The 16,736-nt window shown below is 71.4% G+C and carries 12 protein-coding genes and 1 tRNA gene; 11 read left to right on the top strand and 2 right to left on the bottom strand.

Going from position 1 to position 16,736, the window contains the following annotated elements; all coding sequences use genetic code 11:
* Positions 1 to 108 precede the first annotated feature (108 nt).
* The gene (gene gltB / locus FIP57_RS15220) at positions 109 to 4,647 is read left to right on the top strand and encodes a glutamate synthase large subunit (RefSeq protein WP_148574388.1); all 4,539 of its coding nucleotides are present in this window, start codon (positions 109 to 111) and stop codon (positions 4,645 to 4,647) included.
* The gene (locus FIP57_RS15215) at positions 4,640 to 6,097 is read left to right on the top strand and encodes a glutamate synthase subunit beta (protein ID WP_148574387.1); all 1,458 of its coding nucleotides are present in this window, start codon (positions 4,640 to 4,642) and stop codon (positions 6,095 to 6,097) included. Before gltB ends, FIP57_RS15215 begins: the two co-directional genes overlap by 8 nt.
* 28 nt (positions 6,098 to 6,125) lie before the next feature.
* Here FIP57_RS15215 and FIP57_RS15210 read toward each other — a convergent pair whose 3' ends face one another.
* Positions 6,126 to 8,021 carry an SGNH/GDSL hydrolase family protein gene (locus FIP57_RS15210; RefSeq protein WP_148574386.1) on the bottom strand — a complete coding sequence of 632 codons (1,896 nt, stop codon included), beginning with the start codon at positions 8,019 to 8,021 and terminating at the stop codon, positions 6,126 to 6,128.
* Between the two features lie 194 nt (positions 8,022 to 8,215).
* Here FIP57_RS15210 and pyk point away from each other — a divergent pair, with 194 nt between their 5' ends.
* Together pyk and FIP57_RS15200 are read left to right on the top strand one after the other, a co-directional pair.
* Positions 8,216 to 9,661 carry a pyruvate kinase gene (gene pyk, locus FIP57_RS15205; protein WP_148574385.1) on the top strand — a complete coding sequence of 482 codons (1,446 nt, stop codon included), beginning with the start codon at positions 8,216 to 8,218 and terminating at the stop codon, positions 9,659 to 9,661.
* 52 nt (positions 9,662 to 9,713) lie between these two features.
* Entirely contained in the window at positions 9,714 to 10,463 is a 750-nt protein-coding gene (locus tag FIP57_RS15200; RefSeq protein WP_148574384.1) for a helix-turn-helix domain-containing protein, read from the top strand.
* 14 nt (positions 10,464 to 10,477) lie between these two features.
* On the opposite strand, the gene FIP57_RS15195 is transcribed toward FIP57_RS15200, so the two are convergent.
* Positions 10,478 to 10,550: transfer RNA gene (locus FIP57_RS15195), tRNA-Leu, on the bottom strand.
* 108 nt (positions 10,551 to 10,658) lie between these two features.
* Between FIP57_RS15195 and FIP57_RS15190 the strand changes: the two genes are divergently transcribed.
* From FIP57_RS15190 to FIP57_RS15160, 7 genes are all read left to right on the top strand, one after another.
* Positions 10,659 to 10,865, top strand: a complete 207-nt coding sequence (locus FIP57_RS15190; RefSeq protein WP_148574383.1) for a hypothetical protein — start codon at positions 10,659 to 10,661, stop codon at positions 10,863 to 10,865.
* A gap of 25 nt (positions 10,866 to 10,890) precedes the next feature.
* Positions 10,891 to 11,517 (top strand): ANTAR domain-containing response regulator, encoded by a 627-nt coding sequence (locus FIP57_RS15185; RefSeq protein ID WP_203231288.1) that lies wholly within the window; start codon positions 10,891 to 10,893, stop codon positions 11,515 to 11,517.
* Positions 11,518 to 11,712: 195 nt separating this feature from the next.
* A complete protein-coding gene (locus FIP57_RS15180; protein ID WP_148574382.1) occupies positions 11,713 to 12,879 on the top strand; it encodes a branched-chain amino acid ABC transporter substrate-binding protein in 1,167 nt (388 codons plus the stop codon).
* Positions 12,880 to 12,974: 95 nt separating this feature from the next.
* Positions 12,975 to 13,976: a branched-chain amino acid ABC transporter permease gene (locus FIP57_RS15175; RefSeq protein WP_238993499.1), complete on the top strand. Its 1,002-nt coding sequence runs from the start codon at positions 12,975 to 12,977 to the stop codon at positions 13,974 to 13,976.
* On the top strand, positions 13,973 to 15,112 hold the full coding sequence (locus tag FIP57_RS15170; RefSeq protein WP_148574380.1) for a branched-chain amino acid ABC transporter permease: 1,140 nt from the start codon (positions 13,973 to 13,975) through the stop codon (positions 15,110 to 15,112). The genes FIP57_RS15175 and FIP57_RS15170 overlap by 4 nt, the downstream gene beginning before the upstream one ends.
* Positions 15,105 to 15,899: an ABC transporter ATP-binding protein gene (locus FIP57_RS15165; protein WP_203231287.1), complete on the top strand. Its 795-nt coding sequence runs from the start codon at positions 15,105 to 15,107 to the stop codon at positions 15,897 to 15,899. Before FIP57_RS15170 ends, FIP57_RS15165 begins: the two co-directional genes overlap by 8 nt.
* On the top strand, positions 15,889 to 16,608 hold the full coding sequence (locus tag FIP57_RS15160) for an ABC transporter ATP-binding protein (RefSeq protein WP_148574379.1): 720 nt from the start codon (positions 15,889 to 15,891) through the stop codon (positions 16,606 to 16,608). The genes FIP57_RS15165 and FIP57_RS15160 overlap by 11 nt, the downstream gene beginning before the upstream one ends.
* Positions 16,609 to 16,736: the final 128 nt, after the last annotated feature.

The raw sequence follows: 16,736 nt of genomic DNA, 5'->3' as shown, positions 1-16,736 counted from the left end.
CGTCGTCCCGCGCTGCCATCCACGGCATCTGCACCAGCCGGCTCTCGTGCCGTGTCCCGTCCGGGACCGTCACCGCCCGTCCGGATGCCTACGACGAAAGGGCTCGCCATGCAGCAGGTCGGGCACGCACTCCCGTCGCCCCAGGGGCTCTACGACCCTTCCCACGAGCACGACGCCTGCGGCGTCGCCTTCGTCGCCACCCTCACCGGGGTGCCGAGCCACGACATCGTGGCGAAGGCGGTCCAGGCGCTGCGCAACCTCGAGCACCGCGGCGCCGTCGGCGCCGAGGCGGAGACCGGTGACGGCGCCGGGATCCTGATCCAGGTGCCGGACCGGTTCCTCCGCGAGGTCGTCGACTTCGAGCTGCCCGGCAAGGGGCGCTACGCCGTGGGCACCGCGTTCCTCCCCGGCGACGAGGAGGAGGTCGCCAAGACCCGGGCCCGGATCGAGGAGCTCGCGACCGAGGAGGGGCTGACGGTCCTGGGGTGGCGCGACGTGCCCGTCACGCCGGAGCTCCTCGGCAGCCGCGCCCGGGCCGTGATGCCGACCTTCTCGCAGCTCTTCCTCAGCTGCCCCGGCGAGCTCGGGATGGCGCTCGAGCGGCGGGCGTTCTGCCTCCGCAAGCGGGCCGAGCACGAGACCGACGTCTACTTCCCCTCGCTGTCCTCGCGGACGCTCGTCTACAAGGGGATGCTGACCACCGACCAGCTCGACCGGTTCTTCCCCGAGCTCACCGACGAGCGGGTCGAGTCCGCGGTCGGCGTGGTGCACTCGCGGTTCTCCACCAACACCTTCCCGAGCTGGCCGTTGGCCCACCCGTTCCGCTTCATCGCCCACAACGGCGAGATCAACACCGTGATGGGCAACCGGAACTGGATGCGCGCCCGCGAGGCGGTGCTGTCCAGCGACGTGATCCCCGGCGACATGGAGCGGCTCTTCCCGATCTGCACGCCGGGCGCCAGCGACTCGGCGACCTTCGACGAGGTCCTCGAGCTGCTGCACATGGGCGGCCGCTCGCTGCCGCACGCGGTGCTGATGATGATCCCGGAGGCGTGGGAGAACCACGCCGAGATGGACGCCAAGCGGCGCGCCTTCTACGAGTTCCACTCCACCGTGATGGAGCCGTGGGACGGCCCGGCGTGCGTGGTCTTCACCGACGGCACGCAGGTCGGCGCCGTGCTCGACCGCAACGGTCTCCGGCCCAGCCGCTACTGGGTCACCGACGACGGGCTCGTCGTGCTGGCCTCCGAGGTCGGCGTGCTCGACATCGACCCGGCGACCGTGGTCCGCAAGGGCCGGCTGCAGCCGGGCCGGATGTTCCTCGTCGACACCGACGAGCACCGCATCATCGAGGACGAGGAGATCAAGGGCGAGCTCGCCGAGCAGCACCCCTACGACGAGTGGCTCCACGCCGGGCTGATCCGGCTCGAGGAGATCGCCGACCGCGAGCACATCGTCCACACCCACGCCTCGGTCACCCGCCGCCAGCAGGTCTTCGGCTACACCGAGGAGGAGAAGCGGATCCTCCTCAGCCCGATGGCGCGCACCGGCTACGAGCCGATCGGCTCGATGGGCACCGACACCCCGATCGCGGCCCTCTCGAGCCGCCCCCGGCTGCTGTTCGACTACTTCAGCCAGCTGTTCGCCCAGGTGACCAACCCGCCGCTCGACGCGATCCGCGAGGAGCTCGTCACCTCGCTGCAGGGCACCATCGGCCCGGAGGGCAACCTCCTCGAGCCGGCGGCCGCCTCGTGCCGCCGCGTCGTGCTCAACTTCCCGGTGATCACCAACGACGAGCTCGCCAAGCTGCGCCACCTCAACAAGGACGGCGACATGCCGGGGTTCGTCACCCACGTGGCCCGGGGGCTCTACGAGGTCACCGGCGGCGGCGACGCGCTCGCCGCGCGGATCGACGAGATCTGCGCGGAGGTCTCCGCGTCGATCCGCGACGGCGCCCGGATCATCGTGCTCTCCGACCGGCACTCGAACGCCGAGCTCGCGCCGATCCCGTCGCTGCTGATGACCGCCGCGGTCCACCACCACCTCGTGCGCGAGCGGACCCGCAGCCAGGTCGGGCTCGTCGTCGAGGCCGGCGACGTGCGCGAGGTGCACCACGTCGCGCTGCTCGTCGGGTACGGCGCCGCCGCCGTGAACCCCTACCTCGCCATGGAGTCGGTGGAGGACCTTGCCCGCGAGGGGTACTTCGTCGACGTCGACCCCGAGCTCGCGGTCAGGAACCTCGTCAAGGCGCTCGGCAAGGGCGTCCTCAAGGTGATGTCCAAGATGGGCGTCTCGACCGTCGCGTCGTACACCGGAGCCCAGATCTTCGAGGCCGTCGGGCTCTCCGACGCCCTGGTCGAGAAGTACTTCACCGGCACGACGAGCAAGCTCGGCGGGATCACGATCGACACCGTCGCCGAGGAGGTCGCCCGCCGGCACGCCAAGGCCTACCCGGTCGACGGGCTCCCGCCGGCGCACCGCCGGCTCGAGGTCGGCGGTGAGTACCAGTGGCGCCGCGAGGGCGAGCCGCACCTGTTCGACCCGGAGACGGTCTTCAAGCTCCAGCACTCGACCCGCACCGGACGCTACGACGTGTTCAAGCAGTACACGAAGCGGGTCGACGAGCAGTCCGAGCGGCTGATGACGCTCCGCGGGCTGCTGAAGTTCAAGGACGCGGCGGCGCTCGGCCGCACGCCGGTGCCGATCGAGGAGGTCGAGCCGGTCTCCGAGATCGTGAAGCGGTTCCAGACCGGCGCGATGTCCTACGGCTCGATCAGCCAGGAGGCGCACGAGACGCTGGCGATCGCGATGAACCGGCTGGGCGGCAAGTCCAACACCGGTGAGGGCGGGGAGGACCCCGACCGGCTCCACGACCCGGAGCGGCGCAGCGCCATCAAGCAGGTCGCCTCCGGCCGGTTCGGCGTGACGGCGGAGTACCTCACCAACTCCGACGACATCCAGATCAAGATGGCGCAGGGCGCGAAGCCCGGTGAGGGCGGGCAGCTGCCCGGCCACAAGGTGTACCCGTGGGTGGCGAAGACCCGGCACAGCACGCCGGGGGTGGGGTTGATCTCGCCCCCGCCGCACCACGACATCTACTCCATCGAGGACCTCGCGCAGCTGATCCACGACCTGAAGAACGCCAACCCCTCGGCCCGCATCCACGTGAAGCTGGTCGCGGAGGTCGGCGTCGGCACGGTCGCCGCCGGCGTCTCGAAGGCGCACGCCGACGTCGTGCTGATCTCCGGCCACGACGGAGGCACCGGCGCCTCGCCGCTGACGTCGCTCAAGCACGCCGGCGGCCCCTGGGAGCTCGGGCTCGCCGAGACCCAGCAGACGCTGCTCGTCAACGGGCTGCGCGACCGGATCGTGGTGCAGACCGACGGCCAGCTGAAGACCGGCCGCGACGTCGTGATCGCCGCGCTGCTCGGCGCCGAGGAGTTCGGCTTCGCCACCGCGCCGCTCGTGGTGTCGGGGTGCATCATGATGCGGGTCTGCCACCTCGACACCTGCCCCGTCGGAGTGGCGACGCAGAACCCGGTGCTCCGCGAGCGGTTCACCGGCAAGCCCGAGTTCGTCGTCAACTTCTTCGAGTACGTCGCCGAGGAGGTGCGGGAGCTCCTCGCGCAGCTCGGCTTCCGCTCGCTGGACGAGGCGATCGGCCACGTCGAGGCACTCGACGCGACCGCGGCGATCGACCACTGGAAGGCCTCGGGGCTCGACCTGACGCCGATCCTCCACGTGCCCGAGCTCGCGGCGGACTCGCCGCGGCGCAACACCACCACCCAGGACCACGGGCTCGACAAGGCCCTGGACAACGAGCTGATCGCGCTCGCCGCCGACGCCCTCGAGCGGGGCGAGCCGGTGCGGGCACGGCTCCCGATCCGCAACGTCAACCGGACGGTCGGCACGATGCTCGGCCACGAGGTGACCAAGCGCTACCGCGGCGCGGGGCTCCCGGACGGCACGATCGACCTCACGTTCACCGGGTCGGCCGGCCAGTCGTTCGGTGCGTTCGTGCCGCCGGGCATCACGCTGCGGCTCGAGGGCGACGCCAACGACTACGTCGGCAAGGGGCTGTCGGGCGGCCGGATCGTCGTACGCCCGGACCAGGCGGCGACGTTCGACGCCTCGCAGCAGATCATCGCCGGCAACGTGATCGGCTACGGCGCGACCGGCGGCGAGATCTTCGTCCGCGGACAGGTCGGCGAGCGGTTCTGCGTGCGCAACTCCGGGGCGACCGCGGTCGTCGAAGGGGTCGGCGACCACGGCTGCGAGTACATGACCGGCGGCCGCGTCGTCGTGCTCGGCCCGACCGGGCGGAACTTCGCCGCCGGGATGTCCGGCGGCTACGCGTTCGTGCTCGACCTCGACGAGGGGCGGGTCAACCCCGAGCTCGTCGAGCTCGGTGCCGTCGCGGGGGAGGCCGCGGAGGAGCTGCACCAGCTGGTCCGCCGCCACCACGAGGAGACCGGGTCGACGGTCGCCGAGGAGCTGCTGGCCGACTGGCCGGCGGCGCTCGCCCGGTTCACCGAGGTGATGCCGAGCGACTACAAGAGGGTCCTCGAGGCACGCGCCGAGGCGATCGAGGACGGACTGGACGACGACGCGGCTGCGGCCAGGATCATGGAGGTGCTGCATGGCTGACCCACGCGGATTCCTGAAGCACGACCGCGAGGTCGCGGAGCGGCGTCCCGTCGAGGAGCGGGTCCGGGACTGGAACGAGGTCTACCCCGGCGGGATGGGTCGGGCGCTGCTGCCGATCATCAACACGCAGGCCGGGCGCTGCATGGACTGCGGCATCCCGTTCTGCCACCAGGGCTGCCCGCTCGGGAACCTCATCCCCGAGTGGAACGACCTGGTCTGGCGCGACGACTGGGAGGACGCCAGCGAGCGGCTCCACGCGACCAACAACTTCCCGGAGTTCACCGGACGGCTCTGCCCGGCGCCGTGCGAGACCGCGTGCGTGCTCGGGATCAACCAGCCCGCGGTGACCATCAAGAACGTCGAGGTCACCATCGCCGACCAGGCGTGGGACCGCGGGCTCGTCCGGCCCCAGCCGCCCGAGTGGCTGACCGGCAAGCGCGTCGCGGTCGTCGGCTCCGGCCCCGCCGGGCTGGCGGCCGCCCAGCAGCTGACCCGCCAGGGCCACACGGTCGCGGTCTACGAGCGGGCCGACAAGCCGGGCGGGCTGCTCCGCTACGGCATCCCCGAGTTCAAGATGGAGAAGCAGTACCTCGACCGGCGGCTGCGCCAGATGGAGCGCGAGGGCACGGTCTTCCGCAGCGGCGTCGCCGTCGGCAAGGACGTGACGGGAGAGCAGCTCGTGCAGCGCTTCGACGCCGTCGTCCTCGCCATCGGGTCGACCCGGCCGCGGGACCTCCAGGTGCCCGGCCGCGAGCTCGACGGGATCCACCAGGCGATGGAGTTCCTGCCGCAGGCGAACCGGGTCGCGCTCGGCGAGGAGGTCCCCGACCAGCTCACCGCCGAGGACAAGCACGTCGTGATCATCGGCGGCGGCGACACCGGCGCGGACTGCCTCGGTACGTCGCACCGCCAGGGCGCGAAGTCGGTGACCCAGCTGGAGATCATGCCGATGCCGGGCGAGGACCGCCCGCCGACGCAGCCGTGGCCGACGTACCCGATGCTCTTCCGGGTCTCCTCGGCCCACGAGGAGGGCGGCGACCGGGTCTACTCGGTCTCCACCAAGGAGTTCGTCGGCGACGAGCAGGGCCGGGTGCGTGCGCTGCGCCTGGTCGAGGTCGACGCGAAGTTCCAGGAGGTCGCTGGCACCGAACGGGAGATCCCTGCCGACCTGGTGCTCCTCGCGATGGGGTTCCTCGGTCCGGAGCAGGAGGGGCTGCTCGAGCAGCTCGAGGTCGACCTCGACGAGCGCGGCAACGTCGCGCGGGGCTCGGACTACCAGTCCTCGGTCCCGGGCGTGTTCGTGGCCGGCGACGCCGGGCGCGGCCAGTCGCTCATCGTGTGGGCGATCTCCGAGGGCCGCGCCGCCGCGGCCGCGGTCGACCGGTTCCTCACCGGAGGTACGACGCTGCCCTCGCCGATCCCGCCGACCGAGCGCCCGCTGGCGGTCTGACCCTCCCGTCCGACCGGGCGGTCCGGGATCAGCGGTCCCGGGCCGCCACCAGCGCCTCGACCATCAGGGCGTCGCGCTTCGCGTAGCCCTGCGCGGTGAGGTGCACCCGGTCCGCCGGCTGGTCGGCGAAGAGCCAGTCCTGCGGGTCGAAGACGTCCTCGGCGTGCATCTGGGCGGCGAAGTCCACCAGCGTCCACCCGCGCGCGGCGACCTGCTCCTCGAGCACCGGGGTCAGCCGCTGTGCCCGCGGGTCGTCGAGGTCGCGGAACCCCAGCCCCATCCAGACGACGTGGCCCGCGCCGGAGGCGTCGAGCGCGTCGAGGACCGGGGCCAGCCGCCGTCCGAACTCCTCGGCGGTCGTGGAGGAGTCGTTGGTGCCGAGCCCGACGTACACCAGGTCGACGGGGCCGCCGAGCGCGGCGGTCGCCGCGCGGACGTCGCCGAACGTCGTGCGCCCCGCACGGTCGGGGGTGGTCAGCGTCTTGCCGCCGCGGGCCCACCAGAAGATCGATCCCGGGTCCCAGCCGGCGTCGACCAGGAGCGCGCGGGTCGTGCTCTCCCGGGTCGGGGGGTCACGACGGGCGTCGACCCGGGCCGTCAAGGAGTCGCCGATGACGGCGACGGTCGGCGTGGCCACGATGTCGACGGTCACCGCGTCCCGCCAGCGGTTGCCGCGGGCGTCGGTGGCGACCAGCTCGAAGGCAAGGGTGTCGCGGCCGGGGTTCGGCGTGAAGGTCGCGACGGCCGGGCCCACCGGGGTGAGCGCGACGGCGGCGCCCGCGGTCTGCCGCCACGTGACCTCGACCGGGTCGGTCGCGGCCGGCAGCCGCACGGTCCCGGCGAGGGTGACCGGCGCGTCGTCGCGCAGCCGCAGGTCCTGGCCTGCCCACACGACCGCGTCGGGGCGGCCGGTGGGGACGCGGACCAGGTTCGTGCGGGCGTGGCCGCCCACCGCGTCGAACCCGCCGCCGACGACCAGCCCCTGCGCGGTGAGCAGCGCGGCGGCCGGGCCGTCGCCGCCGGTCACCGGGAGCTTCCACGTCGAGGCGCTGCCGTCCGGCAGCCCGAGCCCGGTGAGTGTCGCGCCGCCGACGAAGACGGTGTGGGTGCCCGCGGCCAGGGCGCGGACCGGACCCGGCTGGCGGCTCGTCCACGTGGGCAGGTCGGAGCGCCCGGGCAGGTAGGCGGCCACCTGGTCGCCGGCGGCGGTGAAGAGCCGCTCGCCGCTGACCGCGAGCGCACGGACCGGGTCGCCGAGCTCCGCGGGCGAGAAGGAGGTCAGGGTGCCGCCGGTGAGCGCCGTGGCGAGCCCAGCGCGCGGCAGGTCCTCGACCGTGGTGAAGTCGCCGCCCAGGTGCACGCGGCGACCGTGCGTGACGAGGGCGCGGACGGGGCCGTCGGTGCTGAGCCGGAACCCGGCCGCCGTGCCGTCGTCGAGCCGGACCGACCGCACGCCGTCCTCGCCGCCGAGGAGCAGCCGGCCGCCGTGGACGGCCAGCGCCGCGACCCCGGCGTGGGGGTCCGGGTGCCAGCGGCGGAGGAGCCTGCCGGTGGTCGCGTCGACCGCCGCCAGCCCGTCGCGGGCGACGCCGTCGACCTCGTCGAAGGAGCCGGCCAGGAAGACCGTGCCGCCGTCCGGGGAGGCAGCGACCGCGGCGACCGGCCCGTCGACCTCGGGGGCGAACCGGGGGTCGAGCCCGCCGTCGGCGGTCAGCGCGGCCACGTTGCTCCGCTGCTCGCCACCGACCTCGCCGAAGTCGCCGGCCAGCACGACGCGGTCACCCGCCGCGGCGAGCGCCGTGACGACGCCGTCGACGGCCGGGGTCGGGTCGGGGGTGAGCGGCGCGCCGGCGACCGAGACCGGGGGAGCCACCACGAACGTCGCCGCCAGGCACGACAGCAGCGCCACCAGGGCCGCTGTCACCAGCCGGTCACCGGACCGGCGCGCCCGAGTGCGCCGTCCACCCCTCACCACTGCTGCTCCAAGCCTCGTCCCGTCCCCCAAGGTCCCGAGGGCCCACACAGGCTACGTCCGCTTCCTTCCCGTTCGCAGAGACTTAGGGCCCTCCGTCCGGCGGATCGTTGGAACGATCAAGAGAGGGTCGGTAGGGTCGATCCGTGCGGAGAGCCAAGATCGTGTGCACCCTCGGTCCGGCAGTGTCGACGCCTGAGAAGGTGCGCGGGCTCGTCGAGGCCGGGATGGACGTCGCCCGGCTCAACCTGAGCCACGGGAGCCACGCGGACCACGAGCGGGTCTACCGGATGGTGCGCCAGGCCTCCGACGCCACCGGCCACGGCGTCGGCGTCTTCGTCGACCTCCAGGGGCCGAAGATCCGCCTCGGTCGGTTCGCCGGCGGCCCCGTGCTGCTGGAGGAGGGCGCGGAGTTCACGATCACCACCCGCGACGTGCCGGGGGACGCGCACGTCGCGTCGACGACGTACGCCGGGCTGCCGGGCGACGTCGCACCGGGCGACCAGGTCCTGGTCGACGACGGACGCGTCCGGCTCGAGGTCGTGGCGGTCGAGGGCGACGACGTCCGGACCCGGGTCGTCGTCGGCGGCCGCGTCAGCGACAACAAGGGGATCAACCTCCCGGGCGTCGCGGTCTCGGTCCCGGCCCTGTCGGAGAAGGACAAGGAGGACCTCCGCTGGGCCCTCCACCTCACCGTCGACATGGTCGCCCTGTCGTTCGTGCGCTCGGCGAAGGACGTCGAGGACGTCCGCGCGATCATGGAGGAGGAGGGGGTCCTCCTCCCGGTGATCGCCAAGATCGAGAAGCCGCAGGCGATCGACAACATCGACGAGATCGTCGACGCGTTCGACGGCGTGATGGTGGCCCGCGGCGACCTCGGGGTCGAGTGCCCGCTCGAGGACGTCCCGTTCCTCCAGAAGCGGGTGATCGAGGCCGCCCGTCGCATCGCGAAGCCGGCCATCGTCGCCACCCAGATGCTCGAGTCGATGATCAGCGCCCCCCGGCCCACCCGGGCCGAGGCCTCCGACGTGGCCAACGCGGTGCTCGACGGCGCCGACGCCGTGATGCTCTCCGGCGAGACCAGCGTGGGGGAGTACCCCATCGAGGCCGTCGCCACGATGGCCCGCATCATCGAGTCCACCGAGGACCACGGCCTCGCCCGGATGTCCTCCATCGAGTGGAACCCCCGCACCCGTGGCGGCGTCATCGCCAAGGCGGCCGTCGAGGTCGCCGAGCGGGTCGGTGCGCTCTACCTCGTCGCGTTCACCACCTCCGGCGACTCTGCGCGCCGGTTGGCACGCCACCGCAGCCACATCCCGATGCTCGCCTTCACCCCCGTGCCGTTGGTGCGGTCGCAGCTCTCGCTGTCGTGGGGCGTCGAGACCTTCATCGGGGCGTACGTCGAGCACACCGACGAGATGGTCCGGCAGGTCGACGAGGCGCTGCTCCGGATCGGCCGGGTCAAGGAGGGTGACCTCGTCGTGATCATCGCCGGGAGCCCGCCCGGCATCGCCGGCTCGACCAACGCGCTGCGGATCCACCGGATGGGCGACGCGATCAACGAGGTCGCCCCGGCGTACCGCCGCCGCTAGCGCTTCGGTCGCTCGGCCACGCGTTGTCGGTGGTGGGGCACAGGATCGCTCCGTGCACGGGAGAGCGGTCCGGGAGGCGGCGATGAAGATGCTTGCCGACGGCCGCTCCCTGTCGTCGGTCGCCGCGGAGCTCGGGATCGCCAGGTCGACCCTCCGGTCGTGGAGGGACTCCGGCATCGAGCCCGTCCGCAGGCGACCGTGCTTCGTCTGCGCCGGGGAGCCGCTTCCGGTGCCCGGTGCCTACGCTGCACTGCTCGGCTACTACCTCGGCGACGGTTACGTCTCTCGTCAGCGGTCGACCTACTCCCTGCGGGTGAGCTGCGACGCCGGCTACCCCGGGATCGTCGAGGACGTCGGGCGGCTCGTCGCGGCCGTCCGTGGTGCCGGACCTGTCGGGCACGTGCGAGCGCCGGGTTGCATCGTCGTCGTCGGTTACTGGAGCCACTGGCCCTGCGTGTTCCCGCAGCACGGCCCGGGGCGCAAGCACGAGCGGGCGTTGACACTCACCGACTGGCAGCGCGAGGCGCTGCGGTCGCACCCCGCCGACTTCCTCCGCGGGTTGTTCCACTCCGACGGGTGCCGGGTGGCGAACTGGACCTCGCACCATGTCGAAGGCACGACCCGCATCTACGAGTACGCGCGCTGGCAGTTCGTCAACCACTCGGAGGAGATCCGGGAGTGGTGCACGCTCGCCCTCGACGTGCTGGGGATCCCGTGGCGCGCCTCGAACTGGAAGACGATCTCGGTCTCGCGCCGGCGCGGTGTCGAGGCGCTCGACCGGCTCATCGGGCTGAAGGTGTGAACGGCTCTCGCGGGTGCCCCGGGTGGGATTCGAACCCACACTGGATGGTGTTTGAGACCACTCTCTCTGCCGTTGGAGTACCGGGGCTCGGGCGGGTCAACGCTAGCCGACGGGTTCGTCGCACCGAGAGGCAGACCTGGGCTTTGGTCCAGTGGTCTTGTTGACTTTGAGGTCCCACTGCCGAGGACATAGGGTGTGGCCATCGTGAAGAAGCTGCTGTGGGCCCTCGTGAGCCAGGACGGTGCCGTCGCCAACGCCCGGACCGCCGCGACGGCACTCTCGGGACAGCGCGTGGAGCGCGAGGAGGTCGAGCTGTTCCTCGGGCGGCTCGAGGACCGCGCCGCCCGCCGACGCCCGACGCTGACGGTCACTGCGGTGCAGGGGCAGGCCCTGCCGCGCTGACCCCGCGCGGCTACGCTTCTCCGACGTGACCTCTGCATCCGTCGGCCAGCCGCACCCTTCCCGTCGGGTGGTGATCGCCGAGGACGAGGCGCTGATCCGCATGGACCTCGCGGAGATGCTCGCCGAGGAGGGGTACGACGTCGTGGGTCAGGCGGCCGACGGCGAAGCCGCGGTGGAGCTCGCCGAGCAGCACCGGCCGGACCTCGTGGTCCTCGACGTGAAGATGCCGAAGCTCGACGGCATCGCGGCGGCGGAGCGGATCGCGGCGGGGCGGATCGCGCCGGTGGTCATCCTGACGGCGTTCAGCCAGCGCGAGCTCGTCGAGCGGGCGCGCGACGCCGGTGCGATGGCCTACCTGGTCAAGCCGTTCACCAAGGAGGACCTGGTCCCCGCGGTCGAGATGGCGGTCAGCCGGTTCTCCGAGCTGCAGATGCTGGAGGCGGAGGTCGCCGACCTCACCGAGCGGCTCGAGACCCGAAAGCTGGTCGACCGCGCGAAGGGGGTCCTCCAGCAGCAGCTGTCGCTGAGCGAGCCCGACGCCTTCCGCTGGATCCAGAAGACCGCGATGGACCTGCGGCTCTCGATGCGCGAGGTGGCGGAGGGCGTGCTCACCCACGGCCCCGGTGTCGCCGACGCCGGACCTCCTGCCTAGGGACCTTCGGCGCGTGATCCGGGCCACTGGTCGCGGCCCCGATCCTGGTCTGGTCACAACTTGACAACACGCTCGATCGATCGGCCCCGAGTGATCGCTCTGCGCCTCCGCGCGGTGCTAGGTTCCCGCGCAACGAACGGCTCCCGCTGGTCTGCGGGTGCTCCGAGTTCCTCACCCACCGACCACGGAGGATCCATGATCCGCACTACCCGGAGCTGGCGCATCGCCGCCGCGGCCGTCGCCGCGGGGCTCACGCTGGCCGCTTGCGGCACCACCGACGACGAAGGCGGCGGCGACGACGAGAACGCCGGTGGCGGCGGCGGGGACGCTGCCTGCGACGTCAGCCTGGCCTTCTTCGGTCCTCAGACGGGCCCCGCGGCCGGCCTCGGCCAGCCGATCATCCAGGGTGCCCAGCTGGCGATCGACCAGTACAACGCGGACGCCGAGTGCGAGGTCGGCTACGAGCTGATCGACTCGCAGGGCAGCCCGGACCAGGCGCCCTCGCTGGCCACCGAGGCCGCGGGCAACGAGGCGATCATCGGCGTCGTCGGCCCGGCCTTCTCCGGTGAGTCCGACGCCGCGGGCCCGATCTTCGCCGAGGCCGGGCTCCCGACCATCAGCCCGTCGGCGACCAACCCGGCGCTGGCCGACAACGGTTGGGACACCTTCCACCGTGCGCTCGGCAACGACGCGACGCAGGGCCCGGCGGCTGCGAAGTACATCCAGGACACCCTGCAGGCCAAGCAGGTCTTCGTGATCGACGACGCCTCCGAGTACGGCGCCGGCCTCGCCGACATCGTCAAGGAGGAGCTCGGCGACACCGTCGTGGGTGAGGACACCATCCAGGTCGGTGACACCGACTTCTCGGCGACCGTCACCGCGGTGACCTCCTCCAACGCCGACACGGTGTTCTTCGGCGGCTACTACGCCGAGGCGGCGCTGATCGTCTCGCAGCTGCGCGACCGTGGTTACGAGGGCACGTTCGTCGTCGCCGACGGCGTGAAGGACCCCGGCTACCTCGACGGCGCCAAGGACGCGGCCGAGGGCACGATCATCACCTGCCCCTGCATCCCGGCCGAGGACCCGGCGGTCGCCGAGTTCGCCTCGGCGTACGAGGAGGAGTTCGGCGAGGCGCCGGGCACCTACGCGGCCGAGGCCTACGACGCGGCGAACATCTTCCTCGACGGCATCGCCGAGGGGATCGACAACCGCGAGGACATGCTCACGTTCGTGAACGAGTACGACGAGCAGGGCGTCACCAAGCAGCTCAAGTTCGACGAGACCGGTGAGCCGTCCGACGTCCACGTCTACGCCTACAGCGTCAAGAACGGCGAGATCGTCTCCGACCAAGAGATCGAGTGACACTGCTGTGACGGCCACTGGGCCGGCATGACAAGTGCGGCCGGGGAGCGTGCTCCCCGGCCGCAACCATGCGATTCTCGGGCCGAGGAGGCCTGGTGGACCTGAACTTCTCCTTCTTCTTCAGCAACTTCCCAGAGCTGACCGTCACCGGCCTGGCCTTCGGCGCGATCTACGCGCTGATCGCGCTCGGCTACACGATGGTCTACGGCGTGCTGCAGCTCATCAACTTCGCGCACTCCGAAGTCTTCATGTACGGCACCTTCGCCGCGCTGTGGTTCACGATGGCGACCGTCGGGGGCGGCAATCCGGGCGGGTTCCAGACGCTCGCGATCCTGATCGGTGCGCTGTTGTCGGCCATGGCGATGTCGGCCCTGATCGCGTTGATCCTCGAGCGGGTCGCCTACCGGCCGCTGATCAAGCGCAACGCCCCGCGGCTGATCGCGTTGATCTCGGCGATCGGCGCCTCGTTCGTGCTCGCCGAGCTGATGGGGCTCCGCGACCGGGTCACCGGGTGGGTCGGGCTCGACGACGACCTTCGGGACTACGTCGGTCGCGCCCGCATCAACAACAGCATGCCGAACATCGTCGACAACAAGGTGCTGTTCAGCATCGGCGACGCCGACGTCCGCATGGTCGACGTGATCGTGATCGTCGCCGCGATCGTCATGATGGTGGCCGTCGACCAGTTCGTCCGCCGTTCGAGGCTCGGTCGAGGCATCCGCGCCACCGCGCAGGACCCCGAGACCGCGGCGTTGATGGGCGTCAACTCCACCCGGGTCATCCAGCTCACCTTCCTCCTCGGCGGCCTGATGGCCGGCGTGGCGGCGTTCCTGTACATGCTCAAGATCGAGGTCACCAAGTTCGACGTCGGCTTCCTGCTCGGCGTCAAGGCGTTCACCGCCGCGGTCCTCGGCGGCATCGGCAACCTGCGCGGTGCGCTCGTCGGCGGCCTGGTCCTCGGCGTCGTCGAGAACTGGGGGTCGGCGATCCTCGGCTCCGAGTGGCGCCACGTGGTCGCGTTCGTGCTGCTGGTGGTCATCCTGCTGTTCCGCCCCACCGGCATCCTCGGCGAGTCGCTCGGAAAGGCCCGCACATGACCAACAAGTCGTCGGCCGGGTTCCGCCAGCGCATCATCGCGCTGCCGAAGCCCGCCAAGATCGCCCTGTGGGTGGCGCTGGCCGTCCTCGCCTACGCGCTGCCGCTCCTCGAGCCGCCGTTGATCTCCACCCCGGGCACCGACTTCGGCGGTGTGCTCTTCACCGTCACGGTCTACTGCATGGTGGCGCTGGGGCTGAACATCGTCGTCGGCTACGCCGGACTCCTCGACCTCGGCTACGTCGGCTTCTACGCCATCGGCGCCTACACCGCGGCGATCCTGACCTCGTTCCACGCGAGCTGGCCCTTGCTGCTGGCGATCCCGGTCGCCGTCGCGGTGACGATGGTCTCCGGCGTGCTGCTCGGCGCACCGACCCTGCGGGTCCGGGGCGACTACCTCGCGATCGTGACCCTCGGCTTCGGCGAGATCATCCGGCTCACCGCGGTGAACATCGAGTGGCTCGGTGCGGCGAAGGGGATCTCGGCGATCCAGCGGCCGCCGAGCATCGAGCTCTTCGAGATCCCGCACCTGTTCTGGGACGGCGCGGTGCCGCTCGTCGACCCCGACGACACGACGACGTTCCTCGAGTTCGGCGTCCTCGACCAGATCCCGTACTACTGGCTCGGCCTGACCGTCGTCATCGTCCTGCTCTTCGCCGACCGGCTGATCAAGGACAGCCGCGTCGGCCGGGCGTGGGAGGCGACCCGCGAGGACGAGGACGCCGCCGAGCTGATGGGCGTCCCGACCTTCCGGTTCAAGCTGCTGGCGTTCTCGACCGGCGCCTTCATCGGCGGTCTCGCCGGGGCGCTGTACGCGAGCCGGCAGAGCTTCATCAACCCGATGTCGTTCCTGCTGCTCTTCTCGATCCTGTTCCTCGCAGCGGTCGTCGTGGGCGGGCAGGGCAACCGGTGGGGCGTGATCGTGGGCGCGATCGTGGTGGCCTACCTGCCCGAGCGGTTCCGGGAGTTCTCGGAGTTCCGGGTGCTGGTGTTCGGCCTCGCGCTGATGCTGCTCTCGAGCTTCCGCCCCGAGGGGCTGCTGCCGCCGCGGCGTACCGTCCGGGCCAAGCAGCTGGAGCACGAGATCGAGGCCCTCGAAGAGGGCCAGCTCGAGGAGGAGGAGGCGGCCCGTGGCTGAGTCAGCGCCTGGCAGGCGAGTGCTCGAGGTCGACGCCCTGACGCTGCAGTTCGGGGGTCTCCGCGCGCTCGACGACGTGTCGTTCCACATCAACGAGGGCGAGATCCTCGGGCTGATCGGCCCCAACGGTGCCGGCAAGACCACCTGCTTCAACGCGGTCACGGGGGTCTACCGGCCCACGGGCGGCGACATCAGGTTCAACGGCGAGTCGATCGTCGGCCGGAAGCGGTTCCAGATCACCCAGATGGGGATCGCACGCACCTTCCAGAACATCCGGCTCTTCCGGTCGATGACCGCGCTGGAGAACGTCATGGTCGGCGCGGACGCCAACCACAAGACGGGGATGCTGAGCGCGCTGTTCCGGCTGCCTCGCCACCGGGTCGAGGAGCAGCAGGGCCACGACCGCGCCATGGAGCTGCTCCGATTCATGGGGATCCACCGGCACGCCGACGAGCTGGCCGCCAACCTGTCCTACGGCGACCAGCGGCGGCTCGAGATCGCCCGCGCGATGGCCACCGACCCCAAGCTGATCTGTCTCGACGAGCCGGCCGCCGGGTTCAACCCGGCCGAGAAGGTCCAGCTGATGGAGCTGATCCGCAAGGTGCGCGACCAGGGCTACACCGTGCTGCTGATCGAGCACGACATGCGGCTGGTCATGGGCGTCACCGACCGGATCGTGGTGCTGGAGTTCGGCCGCAAGATCGCCGAAGGGCTGCCCGACGAGATCCGCGACAACCCCGCCGTCATCGCGGCCTACCTGGGAGTGGACGAAGAAGATGCTTCTTGAGGTCGAAGGTCTCTGCGTCAACTACGGGCACATCGAGGCCATCCGCGACATCTCCTTCGGCGTGCCGGAGGGGACGATCACCACGCTGATCGGCGCCAACGGCGCCGGCAAGACCACCACGCTGAAGACCCTGTCCGGGCTCCGCAAGGTGCGTGCCGGCACGGTCAAGTTCGAGGGGCGCGACATCACGTCGATCCCGCCCTACGAGCGGGTCGAGATGGGGATCAGCCAGTCGCCCGAGGGGCGCGGGATCTTCCCCGGGATGACTGTGACCGAGAACCTCGACATGGGGGCTTACGTCCGGCGCGACCGGAAGAGCACCGCCTACGAGCAGGACCTCGAGCGGGTGTTCACGCTGTTCCCGCGGCTCGCGGAGCGGCGCCAGCAGGTGGCCGGCACGATGTCCGGCGGCGAGCAGCAGATGCTGGCGATCGGGCGGGCGCTGATGGCCCGGCCGCGGCTGGTGCTGCTCGACGAGCCGTCGATGGGGCTGGCGCCGAAGCTGATCCAGCAGATCTTCGACATCATCACGGAGATCAACCAGCAGGGCACCACGGTGCTGCTGGTGGAGCAGAACGCCGCGCAGTCGCTGAAGCGGGCGCACACCGCGCACATCCTGGAGACCGGCCAGATCGTGCGGTCGGGGACCGGCGCGGAGCTGGCCGGCGACGAGGCGGTCAAGGCCGCCTACCTGGGCGGAGACGTCTGACACGCTGACGTCCCATCCGTCACTGGCTCCCCAGGAGAGGGGGCCAGGTTGACTCAGGACCCTTGACGGGTGAACGATTCTCCCCTGCGCGTGCTGCTGGTCGGGGGGCGGCCGGTCGCGGGCAGGCT

Source organism: Nocardioides caldifontis (assembly GCF_008087345.1).
GTDB lineage: Bacteria > Actinomycetota > Actinomycetes > Propionibacteriales > Nocardioidaceae > Marmoricola_A > Marmoricola_A caldifontis.
The sequence above is the reverse complement of the archived record's forward strand: the minus strand, read 5'-3'. Positions and strand labels throughout refer to the sequence as shown.

Excerpts from the sequence above, each read along its gene's own strand:
- FIP57_RS15160 (WP_148574379.1), top strand. The coding sequence starts at position 15,889 with ATGCTTCTTGAGGTCGAAGGTCTCTGCGTCAACTACGGGCACATCGAG.
- FIP57_RS15170 (WP_148574380.1), top strand. The coding sequence starts at position 13,973 with ATGACCAACAAGTCGTCGGCCGGGTTCCGCCAGCGCATCATCGCGCTG.
- FIP57_RS15180 (WP_148574382.1), top strand. The coding sequence starts at position 11,713 with ATGATCCGCACTACCCGGAGCTGGCGCATCGCCGCCGCGGCCGTCGCC.
- gltB (WP_148574388.1), top strand. The coding sequence starts at position 109 with ATGCAGCAGGTCGGGCACGCACTCCCGTCGCCCCAGGGGCTCTACGAC.
- FIP57_RS15215 (WP_148574387.1), top strand. The coding sequence starts at position 4,640 with ATGGCTGACCCACGCGGATTCCTGAAGCACGACCGCGAGGTCGCGGAG.